This is a genomic window from Ferdinandcohnia sp. Marseille-Q9671, from assembly GCF_976954385.1.
In genome coordinates this window covers 512,551-530,000 of record NZ_CDRJTA010000003.1, presented here as the reverse complement: position 1 = coordinate 530,000, position 17,450 = coordinate 512,551, and the positions used below count along the sequence as shown (strand labels likewise).

Annotated in this window: 18 protein-coding genes (1 of these 18 running past the window's edge); 3 read left to right on the top strand and 15 right to left on the bottom strand. The window is 36.9% G+C overall.

Going from position 1 to position 17,450, the window contains the following annotated elements; genetic code table 11:
* Positions 1-726, bottom strand: partial view of a nucleotidyltransferase-like protein gene (locus ACWNMY_RS15185; RefSeq protein WP_449539106.1) — the 5' portion only. 141 nt of this gene lie to the left of the window's left edge; only the first 726 of its 867 coding nucleotides appear in the window; the start codon lies at positions 724-726; its stop codon lies off the left edge, out of view.
* Positions 727-867: 141 nt separating this feature from the next.
* Here ACWNMY_RS15185 and ACWNMY_RS15180 point away from each other — a divergent pair, with 141 nt between their 5' ends.
* Positions 868-1,236 (top strand): YgzB family protein, encoded by a 369-nt coding sequence (locus tag ACWNMY_RS15180; protein WP_449539105.1) that lies wholly within the window; start codon positions 868-870, stop codon positions 1,234-1,236.
* A 21-nt stretch (positions 1,237-1,257) separates the two neighbouring features.
* On the opposite strand, the gene perR is transcribed toward ACWNMY_RS15180, so the two are convergent.
* The 12 genes from perR to bcp all read right to left on the bottom strand — a co-directional run bounded on the left by perR (position 1,258) and on the right by bcp (position 12,415).
* Positions 1,258-1,701, bottom strand: coding sequence for a peroxide-responsive transcriptional repressor PerR (perR, locus tag ACWNMY_RS15175; protein ID WP_449539104.1), 444 nt, complete (start codon positions 1,699-1,701; stop codon positions 1,258-1,260).
* A gap of 147 nt (positions 1,702-1,848) precedes the next feature.
* Positions 1,849-2,397 (bottom strand): cob(I)yrinic acid a,c-diamide adenosyltransferase, encoded by a 549-nt coding sequence (locus tag ACWNMY_RS15170; protein ID WP_449539103.1) that lies wholly within the window; start codon positions 2,395-2,397, stop codon positions 1,849-1,851.
* A 1-nt stretch (position 2,398) separates the two neighbouring features.
* Positions 2,399-3,355, bottom strand: coding sequence for a D-2-hydroxyacid dehydrogenase (locus ACWNMY_RS15165; protein WP_449539102.1), 957 nt, complete (start codon positions 3,353-3,355; stop codon positions 2,399-2,401).
* Positions 3,356-3,587: 232 nt separating this feature from the next.
* On the bottom strand, positions 3,588-4,328 hold the full coding sequence (locus ACWNMY_RS15160; protein ID WP_449539101.1) for an ABC transporter permease: 741 nt from the start codon (positions 4,326-4,328) through the stop codon (positions 3,588-3,590).
* Positions 4,329-4,342: 14 nt separating this feature from the next.
* Positions 4,343-5,065: an ABC transporter ATP-binding protein gene (locus tag ACWNMY_RS15155; RefSeq protein WP_449539100.1), complete on the bottom strand. Its 723-nt coding sequence runs from the start codon at positions 5,063-5,065 to the stop codon at positions 4,343-4,345.
* A gap of 142 nt (positions 5,066-5,207) precedes the next feature.
* Complete coding sequence (locus ACWNMY_RS15150) at positions 5,208-6,428, bottom strand: sensor histidine kinase (RefSeq protein ID WP_449539099.1); 1,221 nt, start codon at positions 6,426-6,428, stop codon at positions 5,208-5,210.
* A 28-nt stretch (positions 6,429-6,456) separates the two neighbouring features.
* Positions 6,457-7,167: a response regulator transcription factor gene (locus tag ACWNMY_RS15145; RefSeq protein ID WP_449539098.1), complete on the bottom strand. Its 711-nt coding sequence runs from the start codon at positions 7,165-7,167 to the stop codon at positions 6,457-6,459.
* 594 nt (positions 7,168-7,761) lie between these two features.
* The gene (locus ACWNMY_RS15140; protein WP_449539097.1) at positions 7,762-8,781 is read right to left on the bottom strand and encodes a siderophore ABC transporter substrate-binding protein; all 1,020 of its coding nucleotides are present in this window, start codon (positions 8,779-8,781) and stop codon (positions 7,762-7,764) included.
* 287 nt (positions 8,782-9,068) lie between these two features.
* On the bottom strand, positions 9,069-9,836 hold the full coding sequence (locus tag ACWNMY_RS15135; RefSeq protein ID WP_449539096.1) for an iron ABC transporter ATP-binding protein: 768 nt from the start codon (positions 9,834-9,836) through the stop codon (positions 9,069-9,071).
* The gene (locus ACWNMY_RS15130) at positions 9,833-10,786 is read right to left on the bottom strand and encodes an iron chelate uptake ABC transporter family permease subunit (RefSeq protein WP_449539095.1); all 954 of its coding nucleotides are present in this window, start codon (positions 10,784-10,786) and stop codon (positions 9,833-9,835) included. The genes ACWNMY_RS15135 and ACWNMY_RS15130 overlap by 4 nt, the downstream gene beginning before the upstream one ends.
* Positions 10,776-11,729 (bottom strand): ABC transporter permease, encoded by a 954-nt coding sequence (locus tag ACWNMY_RS15125; RefSeq protein ID WP_449539094.1) that lies wholly within the window; start codon positions 11,727-11,729, stop codon positions 10,776-10,778. Before ACWNMY_RS15125 ends, ACWNMY_RS15130 begins: the two co-directional genes overlap by 11 nt.
* A gap of 215 nt (positions 11,730-11,944) precedes the next feature.
* Positions 11,945-12,415 carry a thioredoxin-dependent thiol peroxidase gene (gene bcp, locus ACWNMY_RS15120; RefSeq protein WP_449539093.1) on the bottom strand — a complete coding sequence of 157 codons (471 nt, stop codon included), beginning with the start codon at positions 12,413-12,415 and terminating at the stop codon, positions 11,945-11,947.
* A 156-nt stretch (positions 12,416-12,571) separates the two neighbouring features.
* Between bcp and ACWNMY_RS15115 the strand changes: the two genes are divergently transcribed.
* Positions 12,572-13,867 (top strand): glutamate-1-semialdehyde 2,1-aminomutase, encoded by a 1,296-nt coding sequence (locus ACWNMY_RS15115; RefSeq protein WP_449539092.1) that lies wholly within the window; start codon positions 12,572-12,574, stop codon positions 13,865-13,867.
* Between the two features lie 474 nt (positions 13,868-14,341).
* A complete protein-coding gene (locus ACWNMY_RS15110; RefSeq protein ID WP_449539091.1) occupies positions 14,342-15,418 on the top strand; it encodes an FUSC family protein in 1,077 nt (358 codons plus the stop codon).
* Positions 15,419-15,449: 31 nt separating this feature from the next.
* On the opposite strand, the gene nikC is transcribed toward ACWNMY_RS15110, so the two are convergent.
* On the bottom strand, positions 15,450-16,349 hold the full coding sequence (nikC, locus tag ACWNMY_RS15105; RefSeq protein WP_449539090.1) for a nickel transporter permease: 900 nt from the start codon (positions 16,347-16,349) through the stop codon (positions 15,450-15,452).
* A gap of 22 nt (positions 16,350-16,371) precedes the next feature.
* A complete protein-coding gene (locus ACWNMY_RS15100; RefSeq protein WP_449539089.1) occupies positions 16,372-17,376 on the bottom strand; it encodes an ABC transporter permease in 1,005 nt (334 codons plus the stop codon).
* Between the last annotated feature and the right edge of the window lie 74 nt (positions 17,377-17,450).

The window sequence follows — 17,450 nt, the reverse complement described above, 5'->3', positions numbered from 1 at the left end:
AATTTCACCGTACGACCAAGGTTCATTTTTTTTGGATAAAACATGTAGTATATGACTAGCTCCTAACTTCGCTCTGGAGTGAATGAGAAATTCACTTGCTAGGAACAGAAGCTCTAAACGCTTTTCTAGAGATTCTTCACTTTCCACTAGTTCAATATATAGTTTGTATATTTGAGGGTCTATTTGTTTTACCTGATTCCAGACGGTGACCTCTGGGTGGAATCCATTTTCGATAATAGCTAACCTTCCAAGATGATGGAGTGCATGAATGACATAATTATATGCGTCTAAATAATGGTTTGCATTAAAAAATGCTTTTCCATCTTGATAACGTCGAATAAGCTTTGTAAACTCAATCCCCATTTTAATTTGTCTTTCGTCCGCAGGAAACTCATGAAGTTGCTTCTTTAACTCAATAATATATTCATTTCGATCAAATAGGACCTTACCGTTAATAATCCAATCTACAATCTTTCGATTAGAACTCAGTAATAGCCATTCTCTTACTTGGCTTTCTCGGACTGTATACAAAGTAGCTTTGCCATTCTCATATTCATAATGCTTAATAAATGCATTTTTCTCTGCTTCTTTTACGATTACAAGCAACGCAATATCGAAGTAATCTGTATGTATAAAAGCATCCTTCCCCTTTTCTATCAAGATAATGCCAAGCGTGTTAGGTTGACTTGCTCTTTCTTGATATAGGGGTCGAAGTAAATCCTCCATTTTGATTTCCTCCAATCAAATCGTTGGATATATATTTCGACGTACAAAAGTAAAAACCTTCACATTTTATGTAGATTCTTTTTTTTATTTTTATCTTTCGGTATTTATATTGTATATTATATGGAGGAGGTTGTATGAAAAATGGGTGTAAAATATTCTAGTAAAATTAATAAAATACGTTCTTTCGCTCTTGCATTGATCTTTGCTGGATTTATTGTAATGTACGGAGGGATCTTCTTTAAAGAGAATGTCGTGGTAATGACCATCTTTATGCTTTTAGGTCTAGTATTTATTTTGGCAAGTACCGTTGTTTACTTCTGGATTGGATTACTTTCCACTCGGACAATCCAAGTAACTTGTCCATCCTGCCAAAAGCCTACGAAAATGTTAGGCCGAGTAGATGTTTGTATGTATTGTAAGGAACCATTAACACTTGATCCAGAGTTAGATGGAAAAGAGTTTGATGAGAAATACAATAGCAAAAAATATAATAAAGTAAAAAAAGGCTGACAGGTTAACTTGTCAGCTTTTTTAATGTGCAACTTTCTTTTGACACTCTTGGCATGAGCCATAAATTTCCATTCGATGATGACTTACCTTAAAGCCTGTCACATGTGCAGCTAATGCCTCTACTTCGTCTAATCCAGGATAATGGAAGTCTACTATTTTGCCACACTGTTCACATATCACATGATAGTGCTGTGTTGTAATAAAATCAAAACGGCTAGAAGCATCTCCATAAGGTAACTCCTTAACTAAGCCAACTTCACGAAAAACGCGAAGATTATTGTACACAGTTGCTACGCTCATGTTTGGAAACTTACCTTCAAGTGCTTTATAAATATCATCAGCAGTCGGGTGACTCATTGAATGAATTAAATATTCTAGTATCGCATGACGTTGCGGAGTGATTCGTACTCCGGTTTCTTTCAACGTATCAAGCGCTTCTTTCAATTGATTGTCTGACACCGCCATGCACCTCTTTTCTAGTAAGCATTATTACTTTATAATCTTTATAATTAGTGTATCTTGCTCCGACAGGTTTTGTCAACATTTCTACCATTACTATATGACTAATACCATCGGTTTACGCACTTTTTCTGAATATTAGCTTGCACCATGTTACTGATGCAGTGTTGGTTCGCCTTGGCCTAGCTTATGATTGATATATCTTGCTGCAACAAAAAGAAAATCGGAAAGTCGATTAAGATAAGAAGTTACAAGTGGATTCACATTTTCTCCAATCGAAACTGCTTTTCTTTCAGCTCTTCTTACAATCGTTCTTGCAACATGTAAGGATGCACCCGCTTGGCTACCTCCTGGTAATACGAAGTTCGTAAGTGGGGGGAGCTGTTCATCCCATTTGTCAATCGTTGCTTCTAAGAATGTGATATCCGCTTCAGACACTTTCCATTTCACTTCTTTTCCGGCTGGAGTAGCTAACTCTGCTCCTACATGAAACAGGATAGTTTGAACCTTCTTAAAAATTAGTTCAACCTCATCTTTCCCATCGAATTGGTTACCAATTAGGTGACTCAACCCCAACCCTATCATGGAATTGGCCTCATCACAGGTTCCATATGCCTCAACACGAAGATCATTTTTCGAGACTCGCTGTCCATATACTAATGAGGTTGTACCTTTATCCCCTGTTTTCGTATAAATTTTCACTTTAATACCCCCGATCCAAGTCAATTTTATTTATATAATTACTACCACCTTGCTTAAATATATGAAGGTTTTGTTCAAAGATTTCAAACGATCTTGGTTGATAGTATTTAGATTTACTTGATATATGTGGTGTGACAGTTACATTCTCAAATTCCCAAAAGGGATGACCTGCTGGTAATGGCTCCTCCTCAAAAACATCTAGAACAGCATGTGAAATCTGATTTGTTCGAATGGCATGCATTAATACATCTTCCTTGACTAAATCCCCACGTCCAATGTTAATAAAAGTGGCATCGTCTTTCATTAATTCAAAATGCTTAGCACCCAGTAAATATTTTGTCTCATTTGTGCTTGGTAAAACAGAAACGAGATAGTCACTGTTTGAACATATGATTTCCAATCCATTAAATTGGTACATCTCGTCAACAAACTCGTGGCTTTTCCCACTACGATTTAGCCCTAAAACTCGCATCTGAAACGCCTTTGCTAGTCGAGCAATTTCACCGCCGATTGCTCCAACACCTAAAATCCCAATCGTTTTACCGTATAACTCACCAACTGGGAAATTGGTTAGTCGGTCCCAACTTTTATTCTTTTGCTGTTCAACGATTACTTTATTCTTTTTTGTTACATGAAGCATCATAGAAAGCGTATATTCTGCCATTGGGATTTTATGAATTCCTCTAACATTTGTAACCAGAATTCCTTTTCGCTTGATTGCATTAAATGGCATAAGTTCTAAACCAGCTGAAATCACCATAATCCATTTTAGATTGGTCGCCATTTCAATTATACTTTCGTTCAAATCCTCACCATAAGTAACTAAAATATCCGCGTTATGTATCGTTGGTTTAGCTTCATCTATATCTTTACAATAAATAAATTCTTCTTGCGGAAAAACCTCTTTCAGCCTCTCCATTATTTCTTCAAGTGGGATAAATGTTGATAATATTCGCATAGATAACCCTCCTTACCCTTATAGTATCAACTCCGAACAAAAGGTGGTAGTAAAAGATAAGAAAAAGTAGCTTTCAAAAGCTTGTTTCCTGTTTAGACCAAAAAAAGGTGCGAGATTACTCTCGCACAAAAAACGCTAACATCTGAGGAGGTATGCCCTACACTTATAACATACGTACGCTGGTATAAAATTGTATAGACGTTTGACACTATGTTTTGAAAATAGGCTTCTTTTACTCTGTCCATTTGAAATATTTAAGACCAATAAACGTTGATATAAGCAAAATCCCAAAGAGAATTCCGATATCCAGCATCGCATCAGTTGTAAAAAGTGTACCATTCCAGCCATCTCTTAATACATTTACAACATAGGTTAAGGGGACAATTGCCGCTATCTTCTGCAGTACTTCTGGATATGTTTCTAACGGAATCGTTGCACCTGATAAAAACATCATCGGATACATAGAAATCATCGCTATTCCTAATGCTGTCTGCATCCGCTTTGTCACACTTGATACAATAAACCCGATTGAGAAAAAGGTAATGCTGCATAAGGTTAACGCAAGGAAAAACTCAATTGGATTTGTAGTTAATGTTGCACCAAATCCAAACTTTGCTATCAATAAGATCTCGAGTGCTCCAACATATATGGCAATAAAACCTTTTACTATTGTTGCTGTAAATATTGCATGTTGGTTAATCGGGGTCCCTTTTAATCGTTTATACACTCCCTTTTCACGGTCAATCACAATTTGCAACCCCATTGAGAAAAAAGCCGTTGTAAAGATGATGATTGCAATCATACTAGGGATATATGCCTGGAAGTAGTCTAAACCTGCATATGTGTTAGATTCAAACATTAACCCAAAAACGATAAAACTGACAGCTGGTACAATGAAAGTAAATAGTAAAGCTAAGGTTTCGCGAAAAAACAATCTCATTTCCATTTTAGTATGTGTAATAATTGATTGCATGTTTATTGTCCTCCTTATAGTGAAACAGCATATTTTAAGTAAAGGTCTTCCATCGTTCCTACCCCATGTAAATACGCGTCGATTAAGTGTTGTGGTTTATCACAAGCAACAAGCTTTCCCTTTTTAATAATAGCAATTCGATCACAATGCTTTTGGGCTTCATCCATGTAATGGGTTGATAGAAGGATTGTTTTTCCTTCGTCACGGTACTTGTTCATACAATTCCAAAGCTCAAACCTTGCTTGTGGGTCTAGCCCAGTTGTTGGCTCATCAAGAAAAATGATCTCAGGGTCATTTACTAGAGCTAATGCCAAAGATGTTCGCTGCTGCCACCCACCAGATAGGTTTTTTACATATTTATTGAGATAGGGTCGTAACCCCAAGGTATCGATAATTTCCTGTAGATCTCTTTTCTTATCATAATAAGAACAAAATAGTTCTAATGCTTCTTTTACTTTAATCCGATCATATAGGGCTGTTTGCTGCAACTGGATTCCAATTTTTTGCTTAATCTCATTTGCTCCACTTTGTAAATTCACTCCAAGTACCTTTACTTCCCCTTCGTCAGGTTTTCGAATCCCCATCATAATTTCTAACGTAGTCGATTTTCCCGCTCCATTTGCCCCAATGATTCCAAGTATCTCGCCTTTCTTTACATGAAGTGAAATTCCATCCACTGCTTTTACGTCTCCATAACTCTTTGATATATATGTGAGTTCTATTGCATTCTGACTCATAATAAGTTCCTCCCTGTATGTTCTTTCCGCATTTATTTGATTTGTTATCCTTATCATAGTCAGCGAACCTTAACTCAATCTTAAGTCAGTCTTATATCTATATTAAGATTGATGGCACACAAAAAAAGGAATAGCACAAGTGCTATTCCTTAACAGGAAGTTTAATTATAAAGTTTGTATTACCTTGTTTAGGAGTTATATCGACAGTAATAGTGCCCTTATGTAACTCAATAATTTTCTTCGTAATTGCCAGTCCCAGACCTGAACCAGAATCATTCATTCTGCTTTTGTCACCTCTAACAAATGGATCAAATAAGCTATTTGCAATGTCTTCACTAATCCCAATTCCATTATCTCCGACTTCAAGAATAATTGTGTCTTCGGTTGACCAAAGTCGCAAATAAATTACCGTGTTCTCCGGATTGTATTTAATTGAGTTCTGCAGAAGATTTGATAGTGCCCTGTATACTAATTTTTGATCAAAGGAATACAGTAATTTTGAATCTGGAATGTCAACTTCAAGAACCATATGTTTCTCTTCAAATAAATCATAGTGCTCTGCAACGATACCACGGTAAAATTCGCAAATGTCCGTTGTCTCTTTCTTGATTGGAAAATCTGGACTATCTAATTTCGAAAACATGAAAAGCTCGTCAATTAAAGATGTTACTCTAATCGACTTGTTATAAATGTATGTTAAATATTTTTTTGTTTGTTCTTCATCATCTACAAGCCCTTCATATAGAGCTTTCGAGTAGCCTTGAATCGTGGTAATCGGCGTTTTTAAATCATGAGAAATATCAGCAAGCATTTGCTTTTTACTTTCTTCCAAACGTGTCATTTCATTATTTTTTCTTTCTAACTCCTCAGCTGTTCGTCTTAGGTTTTCACTCATTTCTTTGTACTTGATTGACCCCTTCATAATAAATGGCAAAATACTTCCTCCAAATAGTGGTGGCCCTAAATTAATAAGCACATAATATTCCTCGGAAAGTACCACTTGGAAGGCTAGAAAAAGGCCAAATACAGTAAAAAGGCCACACACAACATACATCCACTGAATAGGCAAACGGACAATTTGATAAACAATGATAAATACCATAAAGATATACATGGGGTTATAGACAAAACCAAACAATAAAATGATCGCTAATTGGATGAGAATAAGGGTAAGTGACTGTTTCGGACTCCAATAAACCTGTCGATATGCAAACAAGAATATACTCATTAACAGCAGGCCTAGTAGTAGCCTCTCTTGTGATTCTTGAATTAAAAAATAAAAAGGAATACACAGGTTTGCTATATATAAATATGGGATGAAGCCTTCTTTTTCTGGAAAAATCCAATATATTACCTTTTTCATTATTTCTACCTCATAGATTCATAGGTTTCTATTTTTGATTTTCAAATTTATAACCTAAACCTCTTATTGTCTTTATGTAAATGGGTTTCTTCGGATTTTCTTCAAGCTTTTCCCTTAGCTTTGAGATATGGACGTTAATGGTGTTATCTTCCTCACCACCCATATAATACTCATTCCAGGCTTTTTCAAAAATTTGTTGTTTTGTATATACCCTACCAGGTGAGTTCATTAACAACTCAAGTATCCTGTATTCGATTTTGGTTAAGGAAATGATCACACTACCCTTTATAGCTGAAAAGGAACTTTCGTCTAAAACGATCTCTCCTACCCTAATCTGTCGGTTATCGGCAGCAATCTCAGTAGCTTGAGCATAATTATAACTTCTCCTAAGAAGAGCCTGTACCCTTGCTATGACTTCCAATGGGTTAAATGGTTTTGGAATAAAATCATCCGCACCAAGCCCAAGACCTAATATCTTATCATTATCATCATTCTTAGCAGAAATGATAATAATAGGAATTTGCAAGTCCTGTCTAACCCTCTTGATAAGTTGATATCCATTGATGTAAGGCATCATTAAGTCCACTAGTATTAAATCAAGCTTTTCCTTTTGAATAATTTCAAGTGCACTTTGCCCATCGTACGCTTCTAGAATCCTATAATTCTCTTTTTCTAGATAAAGACCTAATAATTCTACAATCTCTGGTTGGTCGTCAACAATTAATATGGTTCGATTCATTCGAAGGCCCCCCTTCCACCAATTCCAGTTTCTTACCAGTAGTATACCAAATGGTTTATGTTCTTTATAGAGGGAAGTCGTGCGTGACGGCCTACATTTGTGCGTGGGCAGAGAATTATCTACTCATATTCTCAGGGGTTACTCTAGACTTCTTGCAGGACACGTTCTTCCGATTTCCTTTCAATTGTGTACCTCTACACCCTTCTTGCCTTACACACTCTTACCTTATTCCTTCAAGTGTGTACCTCTAGACCCTCCTAGACATACACGTTCTTCCTTTTTTCCTTCAAGCGTGTACCTCTACACCCTCCTAGACATACACATACTTCCTATTTTCCTTCAAACGTGTACCTCTACACCCTTCTTGCCTTACACGCTCTTCCCTTTTTCCTACAAGCGTGTAACTCCAGGCTCTTCTTGCCTTACACGCTCTCCTCTTTTTTCCTTTAGATGTGTACTTCTAGACTCTTCTTGCGGACGCTCAACCGACGTTATCCTCAGCTTTTATTACAACCATTCCTTATGTATCGCCAAACAAAAAAAGCTACCCAGAATATCAGTCTTGACTGATATTCTAGATAGCTCATTCTTGATTTATTTTAATTCAGCTAAGATTTCTTCAATTTTCGCAAGCTCAGATTGTAAGCCGCCACCACTTAAATACCAAAGTGGGCCATCTAAGTAAACCACTCGATTGTTTTGATAAGCTGTTGTTTTCTTAATAATTTCATTTTCCATATCAGCTTTGATGTTAGATTCTCCACCAGTAGCAGCTGTACGGTCAATTACTAATAATACTTCAGGATTAATATCTAACACAGCTTCGAAACCAAAGTTTGAACCGTGAGAAGAAGATTCAATATCCTCTGTTGCTGGCGTAAACCCATAAACGTCATACATGTAACCAAAACGAGAGTTTGTTCCAAAACCTGATAATTTACCTTCGTTATACATTGTTACTAAAGTAGAATCAAAGTTACCAGCTAGTGCTTTGACTTCTTCTATTGCAGAATCAAATTTAGTTAAGTACTCTTTTGCTTCATCTTCTTTATTAAACATTTTAGCAGCAGTATCTACTGATGCTAAGAATGTATTCCAGTAGTCATCCTGAGAAGTTCCAACAAAAACGACGTTTGGAGTAATTTCTTTTAATTCCTCATAATATGCTGATTGACGACCAGAGATAAAAATTGCGTCAGGACCAAGTTCAGCAATGTCCTCTAATAATGGTTCTTTTAAAGTTCCGATATTTACATATTCATCTGAAGCAAATTCTTCAAGATGAGAAGGCAAGCTTGTGTCTTTAGGTACCCCGACAACTCCTTCAACACCAAGTGCATTTAGTGTATCTAGGAATCCATAGTCGAATACAACAAGTTTTTCTGGCATTTTTTCAAAGGTTACATCATCAAAGTTAACTGTTCCTGCTTCTTCACTTTCAGAGGCAGCAACCGTAGGTGAAACTGTCATTGGATACCCTTCTGTTACCGTTTCAGTTTCTTTCGGCTTATCTTCCTTAGCCCCATTCGTGTTTCCTGCTTCTTCATCAGATCCACAGGCAGCTAATAGTAGGGATAATGCTAAAAATGCACTAGCTACTTTCCATTTTTTCATATGTATTCCTCTCCTTAAATAGTATATATGTATTAATTAACAATGAGAATCATTTTCACTGATAACTATTCTCATTATAGTTTCAATCATTATCACCGTCAATACAAAAATCACTAATTTTTTAAATTTTTTCGTATTTTGGTTACATAGCTTCAGACCTTGATTAAGAGAACTCACACACAGCAGGATGATTCCCATTCTAGTACTACCATATCCAGAAAAATAACCTTTATTCTTATCTATAAAAAAGAAGACCTAAAGGCAGTTGTCTCTAGGTCTTCCTATTTTTACGCATGGGAATTGAAATAGACACAAATCCTACATCCGTTTTGTTCTTGAATTGGAATATCCATATCATAAATTTCTCGTAGTGCATCTGAATTGATGATCTCGTTGGTTGGACCATTTTTTACAAGTTTGCCGTCTTTTAATGCAACAATTCGATCTGAATAAACCGAAGCAAAGTTAATGTCGTGTAATACGATGACAACTGTTTTTCCAAGCTCATCCACAAGTTTTCGCAGTATCTTCATAATTTGAACTGAGTGCTTCATGTCTAAGTTATTCAAAGGCTCATCCAACAGTACATAGTCCGTATCCTGTGCGATAACCATCGCTATAAAAGCACGTTGTCTTTGACCACCTGATAACTCATCTAAAAATTTATCCTGAATATCTATTAGATTCATATATTCAAGCGCTTGGTTAACAAATTTTTCATCTTCCTCATCTAAGCGTCCTTTTGAATATGGGTAGCGCCCAAATGCAACTAACTCACGAATCGACAATCTTACATTTAAGAAATTGGATTGCTTTAAAATAGAAACTCGCTTAGCGAAATCAGAAGACTTCCATTTCTTTACATTGTTTTTATCAAGCAAGACTTCTCCAGTATCTGAATCTAATAATCTGCTCACCATTGAAAGAAGTGTAGATTTACCTGCACCATTCGGTCCGATAAACGATGTAATTGTCCCCGGCTCGATTGTAATAGATACGTCTTCCACAACAGGCTTTTTCCCAAATCGTTTTGTTAATCCTTTGATTTCAATCATCCTGCTGCCCTACTTTCTTTAAGTAATAAGTAAATGAAATAAATTCCGCCGATAAAGTTGATAATTACGCTTAGTGTTGTACGTAATTCAAATATATGTTCGACGAGGAACTGACCACCTACTAATGCAATGATACTCATTAAGCTTGCACCAAGAATTAATACCGAGTGCTTATATGTGACCAAAAATTGATAGGCCAGGTTTGCTACGATTAGGCCAAAAAATGTAATTGGACCAACCAACGCTGTTGATGTCGCGATTAATACAGAGGATAGAATTAAAATGTTCATCACCATACGGTCATAGTTGACACCAAGGTTCATCGCATTTTCACGACCCAGTGACATAACATCTAATTTATCCATGATGAGATACCCATATATGAACGCGATTAATAGGATACCTATTGAAATATATAATAGCTCAGCCTTCACATTTGAAAAGGTTGCAAATAAGCGATTTTGAAGACTTAAGTATTCAACAGGGTCTATCATAACTTGTAGTAACGTAACTAGACTCCCTAATAGTGTTCCGATTATCATACCAATCAAGAGGAGCAAATAAATTGGATGCTTGTCGGATCGGAACAGAAAACGGTATAAAATGAGTGCAAATAGAACCATTGCTAAAATGGCAGCACCAAAGTTCAAATACTTATTTAACACCCAAATAGACATTGAGCCGGCAAAGAAATAAATTAAGGTTTGGACAACCTCATACATCGAATCGAGACCCATAACAGATGGTGTTAAGATTCGGTTTTGCGTAATTGTTTGGAATACGACTGTTGAATACGCAATTGCTACCCCTGTTACTACCATTGCCGTAACTTTTATCATACGTCTTGGGAAGGCATAATCAAAGCCACCCTTTATATCATAAAATCCATATAACAAAATACAAATAATTGAAATAACGGCTAGTAGTATTAGTTTTGTACTATTTCGCATATGCTCTCCCCCTAAATAACATAATTAAGAAGATCGCACTGCCTATAACTGCTACCGTTACATTGACCGGAATCTCATAAGGGTGAATAATGATTCTTCCTAAAATATCACAGATTAATAGAAACACTATCCCTAAAACTGCAGTATGGGGAATCGTCTTACGTAAGTTATCCCCTAAATAGAGGGACACAATATTTGGTACAATAAGGCCTAGAAATGGAATAACCCCAACGGTTAAAACCACCGTGGTTGAAATGATAGCTACAAGAATAAGACCACTGTTTAAAACCCACTTATAACTTAATCCCAAGTTTTTCGCAAAATCTTCACCCATACCAGCGACAGTAAACTTGTTTGCAAAAAGATAGGCTAATATGACCGCCGGAATACTAACATATAACAACTCATAGCGACCAGATATAACTAATGTGAAGCTCCCCATCAACCAAGAAGAAATGTTTTGAAGAAGGTCTGCTTCATAACCTAGAAATGTAGTAATTGATGATAAGATGTTCCCATACATTATTCCAATTAATGGTACAAAGATGACATCCTTAAATTTAATTCGATCTAATATTTGCATAAACACAAGCGTTCCTACTAAAGCAAAAGCAAAGCTGAAAATAATTTGTTGTGTATACGTCACGTTAGTAAAAAACAGCATGGAGATTAATATCCCTAGTTTTGCTGCATCCAACGTTCCAGCTGTTGTTGGCGAAACAAACTTATTTCGACTTAGGCTTTGCATAATTAATCCTGCAATACTCATTCCTGCGCCCGCCAATATAATCGCGATAAGACGCGGAACCCGACTTATAAGGAAAATCTGAGTCTCATCTGATTCCCAATCGAGTAAATCTAATGGTTTGATATCAATAGCACCAATAAATAACGAGATGAAGGAGAGTATTATGCTTGCGATTATTAACATCCAAAGTCTCATTTGTAATCCTCATAACCTGTTTATTTCAGTAAGACAATTGAAAACGATTATCATTACTAATACAACTTCATTATATAGAAAGAAAAATCTAAAATCAATATAGAATTACTAAGGGGTGATTCCGCTATCACCCCCAGTCCTATTGCCCCGCTAGTTTTACTTTATACCTTAGTGGAGTTTTCACAAAAGGTTCACAATCTCAATAACAGTGCGCCTCAGGTAAGGTTTTCTTTTATGTATGTTAGAGCTTCTTCTACGTGGCCTTTAACCGATACTTTTCTCCACTCTTTGACTAGAATTCCCTCTTTATTAATGACAAAGGTTGACCGTTCAATTCCCATGTACTCCTTGCCGAAGTTCTTTTTTAGCTTCCAGACACCATAGTCATCTGCTACCTTATGATCTTCGTCTACTAATAATAGGAAGGGCAAATCGTATTTATCAATAAATTTCGTATGTCTATCAAACGAATCTGTGCTTACACCGAGTATTACAGTGTCAAGACTACTAAAGCTTTCGTGTGCATCTCTAAATTCACAAGCCTCTGTTGTACAGCCTGGCGTCATGTCCTTTGGGTAAAAATAAAGGACTACATTCTTCCCTCTAAAGTCTGCCAATGAAACGTTTTCTCCGTTACTTGCCATCACAGTAAATTCAGGTGCTTTTTGTCCAACTTCTATTGTCATCGTAAATAACCTCCTAATTTTCTCCTATTAATAGGTTACATAATTTCAGAGTGATATACAAATAACTGACTCATCATATCTAGATGACTTTTTTCCTTTCTTGTCTTTCGTGCTAAAATAGAATCGTTGAGTTCAAAGCTAGGAGGAAATATCAAGATGAATTTTTCTAAATCAGAAGAAATATATACGGAAGCTCTGGAACATATCGTTGGTGGAGTGAACAGCCCCTCTCGCTCATATAAAGCAGTTGGTGGTGGAGCACCGGTTGTTATGGAAAAAGCAAAAGGTGCTTATTTTTGGGATGTTGATGGTAATAAATACATAGATTATTTGGCCGCATATGGACCAATTATTACAGGTCATGCTCATCCACATATAACAGAAGCGATTTCAAGGGCTGCCGAAACTGGTGTATTATACGGCACCCCAACACCACATGAAGTGAAATTCGCAAAGATGCTAAAAGAAGCCATTCCAGGAATGGATAAAGTTCGCTTCGTTAATTCAGGCACAGAAGCGGTAATGACGACAATTCGCGTTGCTCGTGCTTATACAAATAGGACAAAGATCATTAAATTTGCTGGATGTTATCATGGTCATTCAGATCTTGTGCTTGTTGCTGCAGGTTCTGGACCTTCGACGTTAGGAACACCTGATTCTGCTGGTGTACCAAAAAGCATTGCCCAAGAAGTGATTACTGTTCCTTTCAATGATATCGAACCATTTAAGGAAGCCCTAGATAAATGGGGTACTGAAATTGCAGCCGTCTTAGTTGAGCCAATCGTTGGGAACTTTGGAATTGTTGAACCGAAGGAAGGATTCTTAGAGGAGGTCCTTGAACTTACCCATAATTCTGGTGCACTTGTAATCTTTGACGAGGTTATTACTGCTTTCCGCTTTATGTATGGTGGCGCTCAAAACATGCTTGGAATCACACCGGACTTAACAGCATTAGGAAAAATTATTGGTGGTGGCCTCCCTATCGGTGCGTATGGCGGGAAAAAGGAAATTATGGAACAGGTTGCTCCACTAGGACCTGCGTACCAGGCTGGAACAATGGCCGGAAATCCAGCATCCATGCTTTCTGGTATCGCTTGTTTAGAAGTACTTCAAGAAGAAGGATTATACGAAAAGCTAGATCAGCTTGGAGCTTTACTTGAAGATGGAATTTTACAGCATGCTGCTACTTACAATGTACCGATTACGATAAACAGATTAAAAGGTGCGTTGACTGTCTACTTTACAAATGAAAAGGTCATAAACTATGAGCAGGCAGAAAATACGGATGGTGAGATGTTTGCTAGATTCTTCAAATTAATGTTGAATCAAGGGATTAATCTAGCACCTTCAAAGTACGAAGCATGGTTCCTAACTATTGCACATACCGAGGAAGATATTACTGAAACACTTGCTGCTGTTGAAAAGGCATTTAAACAATTAATGAATAAATAATAAGAAAAGCGCAAGGCGCCCTCCTGTCGGCGACTAGCATAAGACAAGTGCTGACAGAAGGCGCTGTTTGCCTTCAGAAGCGATTGTCTTATGACCTCGAGCCGATGGCGCCTGGAGTTAGACACCAAAAACTACGTGCGAAACTTTATGCTTTCTTATCAAATATAGTTAAACCTGCTGAATTGGCAGGTTTTTTCTTTGCATTTTCATTAGTGACAGTATTTTGGGAATAGTGACAGTATTTCTGAAATAGTGACAGTATTAGTTGGATAGTGACAGTATTTCTGGGATAGTGACAGTATTATATAAAAAGGATCATTTTACACATCTCAAGAGGTTAATTTCGGGCACCAATACGGGACATGTTTCCCTTGCTATAAACATAAAATCAATGTATGATACTGTATTGGTTTAGATTATGTAGAAAAAGCTAAGTATAATAAAACAGCTTTTTTATAGAAAGGATTCGAATAAATGAAACTTGGTGCCCGCATGCTAAAAACGGGAATTGCCATTACTTTAGCTCTAGTGATAGCGAAGCTTTTAGAACTACCTTCGCCTGTATTTGCGGGAATTGCTGCAGTATTTGCAATTCAACCTTCCATCTACCGTTCTTACTTAACAGTTGTGGAACAGATTCAGGCTAATATTATCGGTGCGTTATTTGCCATTTTATTTGGGATGTACTTTGGTAACAATCCATTTATTATTGGGCTAACCGTCGTATTAGTTATTGCGATTAATTTAAAATTCAAGATGGAAAAGACGATTCCTGTGGCCATTGTAACGGTTATTGCCATTATGGAGAGTCCTAGCGAACAGTTCTTTGAGTTTGCAAGCTTACGATTTCTCTCTATCCTATTAGGGATTTTATCCGCATTTCTTGTAAATTTGGTGTTCATACCACCGAAATATGAGAAAAAACTATATGATTCAATTGTGGAGCAAAGTGAGGAAATTTTTAAATGGGTACGTGTTAGTACGAGACATGCTTCCGAATATAACACATTAAAAGAGGATATTGAGAAGATAAAAGAAAACATTATCAATATCGATCAATTATTTCTTCTATATAAAGAGGAACGAAATTATTTCAAAAAGGTAGAATACGAAAAGTCTAGAAAGCTTGTTCTCTTCAGACAAATGATTGTTTGTACAAACCGAGCATTAGAAACACTTCGTAAGCTCCATAGGCATGAGAATGAGTTCCAGGTGATGCCTATACCGTTTCAACAGTTATTTGTAAAGGAAATCGACGACCTCATTCATTCGCACGAACAAATTCTACTGAAATTCGTTGGGAAAGTGAAAGTGCAGGCTCCAGATGAGTTAAAAATGGACTTTGCTTTTGATCGAAAAAAGGTGATTGATACCTTCCTGGAGAACCAGCATCCACAAGATGATGAGGATCAAGAAAACTGGTACCAGTTAATGACCTTAGTATCGGCCATCCTTGAGTATTCTGAACAACTTGAGCGACTAGAAACGTTAGTTGATAGCTTTCAAAATTTCCACAACGAAGTAATTGTTGAGGATAAAGGTAACGCATAAGGAAAACAGCTAACAAAAAGTTAGCTGTTTTTTATTGCTTCATTTTTGGATCTAATGCATCACGCAACCCGTCACCCATAAGGTTAAAACCAAGAACTGTTAGCATGATGGCAATACCAGGAAAAATCATGGTCCATGGTGCTTGAGTTAAGTAGTTTTTAGAGTCGGCGAGCATCTTTCCCCATTCAGGATTTGGTGGTTGTGCCCCCATCCCTAGAAACCCTAGGGCAGCTGCTTCGATAATAGCTGTAGCTATTGCTAATGATGCCTGAACTATGATTGGCGCCATACTATTCGGCAGAATATGGTAAAATAATATTCTCCTGTCCTTCATTCCAACTGCCTTTGCTGCTGTTATATACTCCTCTTCTTTAACACTTAATACCCTTGATCGAATGAGTCTTCCAAAGTTTGGAATATTAATGATGGCAATCGCAATTAATGCATTTTGAAGGGATGGACCAAGGATTGCTACAATAGCTAATGCAAGCAGTATACTTGGAAAGGCAAGTAAAATATCAAACATCCTACTAATCAAATTATCTATCCATCTACCATAATAACCGGCTATAATTCCTAGAAAGCTCCCGATAACTGCTGAGCCCAGTACTGCAAAGAAGCCTACCCATAAAGATATTCTTGCTCCATAAATAATCCTTGATAAAATATCTCTTCCAAAATCATCCGTTCCAAGCCAATTCTCACCAGAAGGTGGCTTAAGTCTGTTTGCTAGCTCTTTTTCATCAATCCCTTGAGGAGCAATTAACGGTGCAAAAATCGCAAGAATGATGAAAAAAAATACGATACAGGTCCCTACAAGAGCTAGTTTATTTTTCCGGAAGTTTCTCCACGCTTCTTTCCATGGAGAAGCAACCTCTTCGTTGTCTTTTTTAGAGTTTAAAGGTACATCATTTCTAGCTATATTTGGCATCTAATCACCCCTTCCTTATTTTTTAGTTATATTTAATCCTAGGATCTATAAGAGCGTATAATAGGTCTACGATTAAATTGATAAAAACAAAGAAGGTTGCGACCACCAAAATACCAGACTGGATTACAGGATAATCCCGATAATTAATAGCTTCATAAATATATCTTCCAATACCAGGCCAGCCAAAAATGGTCTCAGTCAATATCGCTCCTCCTAGTAATAAACCAGTTTGTAAGCCGATGACTGTTAATATTGGAATAACTGCATTTTTCAAAGAATGCTTGTACACTACCCAAAACATTTTAACTCCCTTTGCACGAGCTGTTCTTACAAAGTCAGAACGCATAACCTCAAGCATACTTGAACGAGTAATACGAGCGATTATTGCCATTGGAATGGTTGCTAGCGCTACACTAGGTAAGATTAAGTGCTTTAATACAGTAACAAACTGGTCCGTTCTCCCATTAATAAGTGTATCTACTAAATAAAGACTAGTAACTGATTCAACCGGGTCACGTACATTCTCCCTACCTGTAGTTGGTAATAGGTCTAACTGAATCGCAAATGCCCATTGTTCCATTAAACCTAACCAAAAAATCGGCATAGATACACCGATTAATGCAAGGACCATGGCAACATAATCAAACCATGAGTTTTGAAACCAAGCACTAATGATACCTGCGTTAACTCCTATTACAATTGCAATAATCATAGCAACAATGGTTAACTCTATCGTTGCTGCTAGATATGGCCAAATCTCCTCACTAATAGGTGTTTTTGTACGGATTGATTCACCTAAATCTCCAGTTAAAAGCCCTTTTATATACTCAAAATATTGTGTATACAAGGGTTGATCGAGGCCAAGCTTAGCCGTTAGAGCTGCAATTGCTTCCTCAGTAGCGCGCTGTCCAAGGATAATTTGAGCAGGATTCCCTGGAATTAGATGAATAATAGAAAAGACAACAAGTGTCATTCCTATTAAAACTGGTAGTACCATCCCCACTCTTCTTATTGTATATGCCAACAAGGTTATCACCTCTTTTGTTTGGAAATGTAGTTTCAAAGGGGAGCTGAAATACTCCCCTTCAATACTTCTCAAAC

Bases quoted from the DNA above. Each gene is read 5' to 3' on its own strand.
- ACWNMY_RS15180 (WP_449539105.1), top strand. From the start codon at position 868: ATGGGTGTAAAATATTCTAGTAAAATTAATAAAATACGTTCTTTCGCT.
- perR (WP_449539104.1), bottom strand. From the start codon at position 1,701: ATGGCGGTGTCAGACAATCAATTGAAAGAAGCGCTTGATACGTTGAAA.
- ACWNMY_RS15165 (WP_449539102.1), bottom strand. From the start codon at position 3,355: ATGCGAATATTATCAACATTTATCCCACTTGAAGAAATAATGGAGAGG.
- ACWNMY_RS15160 (WP_449539101.1), bottom strand. From the start codon at position 4,328: ATGCAATCAATTATTACACATACTAAAATGGAAATGAGATTGTTTTTT.
- ACWNMY_RS15155 (WP_449539100.1), bottom strand. From the start codon at position 5,065: ATGAGTCAGAATGCAATAGAACTCACATATATATCAAAGAGTTATGGA.
- ACWNMY_RS15150 (WP_449539099.1), bottom strand. From the start codon at position 6,428: ATGAAAAAGGTAATATATTGGATTTTTCCAGAAAAAGAAGGCTTCATC.
- ACWNMY_RS15145 (WP_449539098.1), bottom strand. From the start codon at position 7,167: ATGAATCGAACCATATTAATTGTTGACGACCAACCAGAGATTGTAGAA.
- ACWNMY_RS15140 (WP_449539097.1), bottom strand. From the start codon at position 8,781: ATGAAAAAATGGAAAGTAGCTAGTGCATTTTTAGCATTATCCCTACTA.
- ACWNMY_RS15135 (WP_449539096.1), bottom strand. From the start codon at position 9,836: ATGATTGAAATCAAAGGATTAACAAAACGATTTGGGAAAAAGCCTGTT.
- ACWNMY_RS15130 (WP_449539095.1), bottom strand. From the start codon at position 10,786: ATGCGAAATAGTACAAAACTAATACTACTAGCCGTTATTTCAATTATT.
- ACWNMY_RS15125 (WP_449539094.1), bottom strand. From the start codon at position 11,729: ATGAGACTTTGGATGTTAATAATCGCAAGCATAATACTCTCCTTCATC.
- bcp (WP_449539093.1), bottom strand. From the start codon at position 12,415: ATGACAATAGAAGTTGGACAAAAAGCACCTGAATTTACTGTGATGGCA.
- ACWNMY_RS15115 (WP_449539092.1), top strand. From the start codon at position 12,572: ATGAATTTTTCTAAATCAGAAGAAATATATACGGAAGCTCTGGAACAT.
- ACWNMY_RS15110 (WP_449539091.1), top strand. From the start codon at position 14,342: ATGAAACTTGGTGCCCGCATGCTAAAAACGGGAATTGCCATTACTTTA.
- nikC (WP_449539090.1), bottom strand. From the start codon at position 16,349: ATGCCAAATATAGCTAGAAATGATGTACCTTTAAACTCTAAAAAAGAC.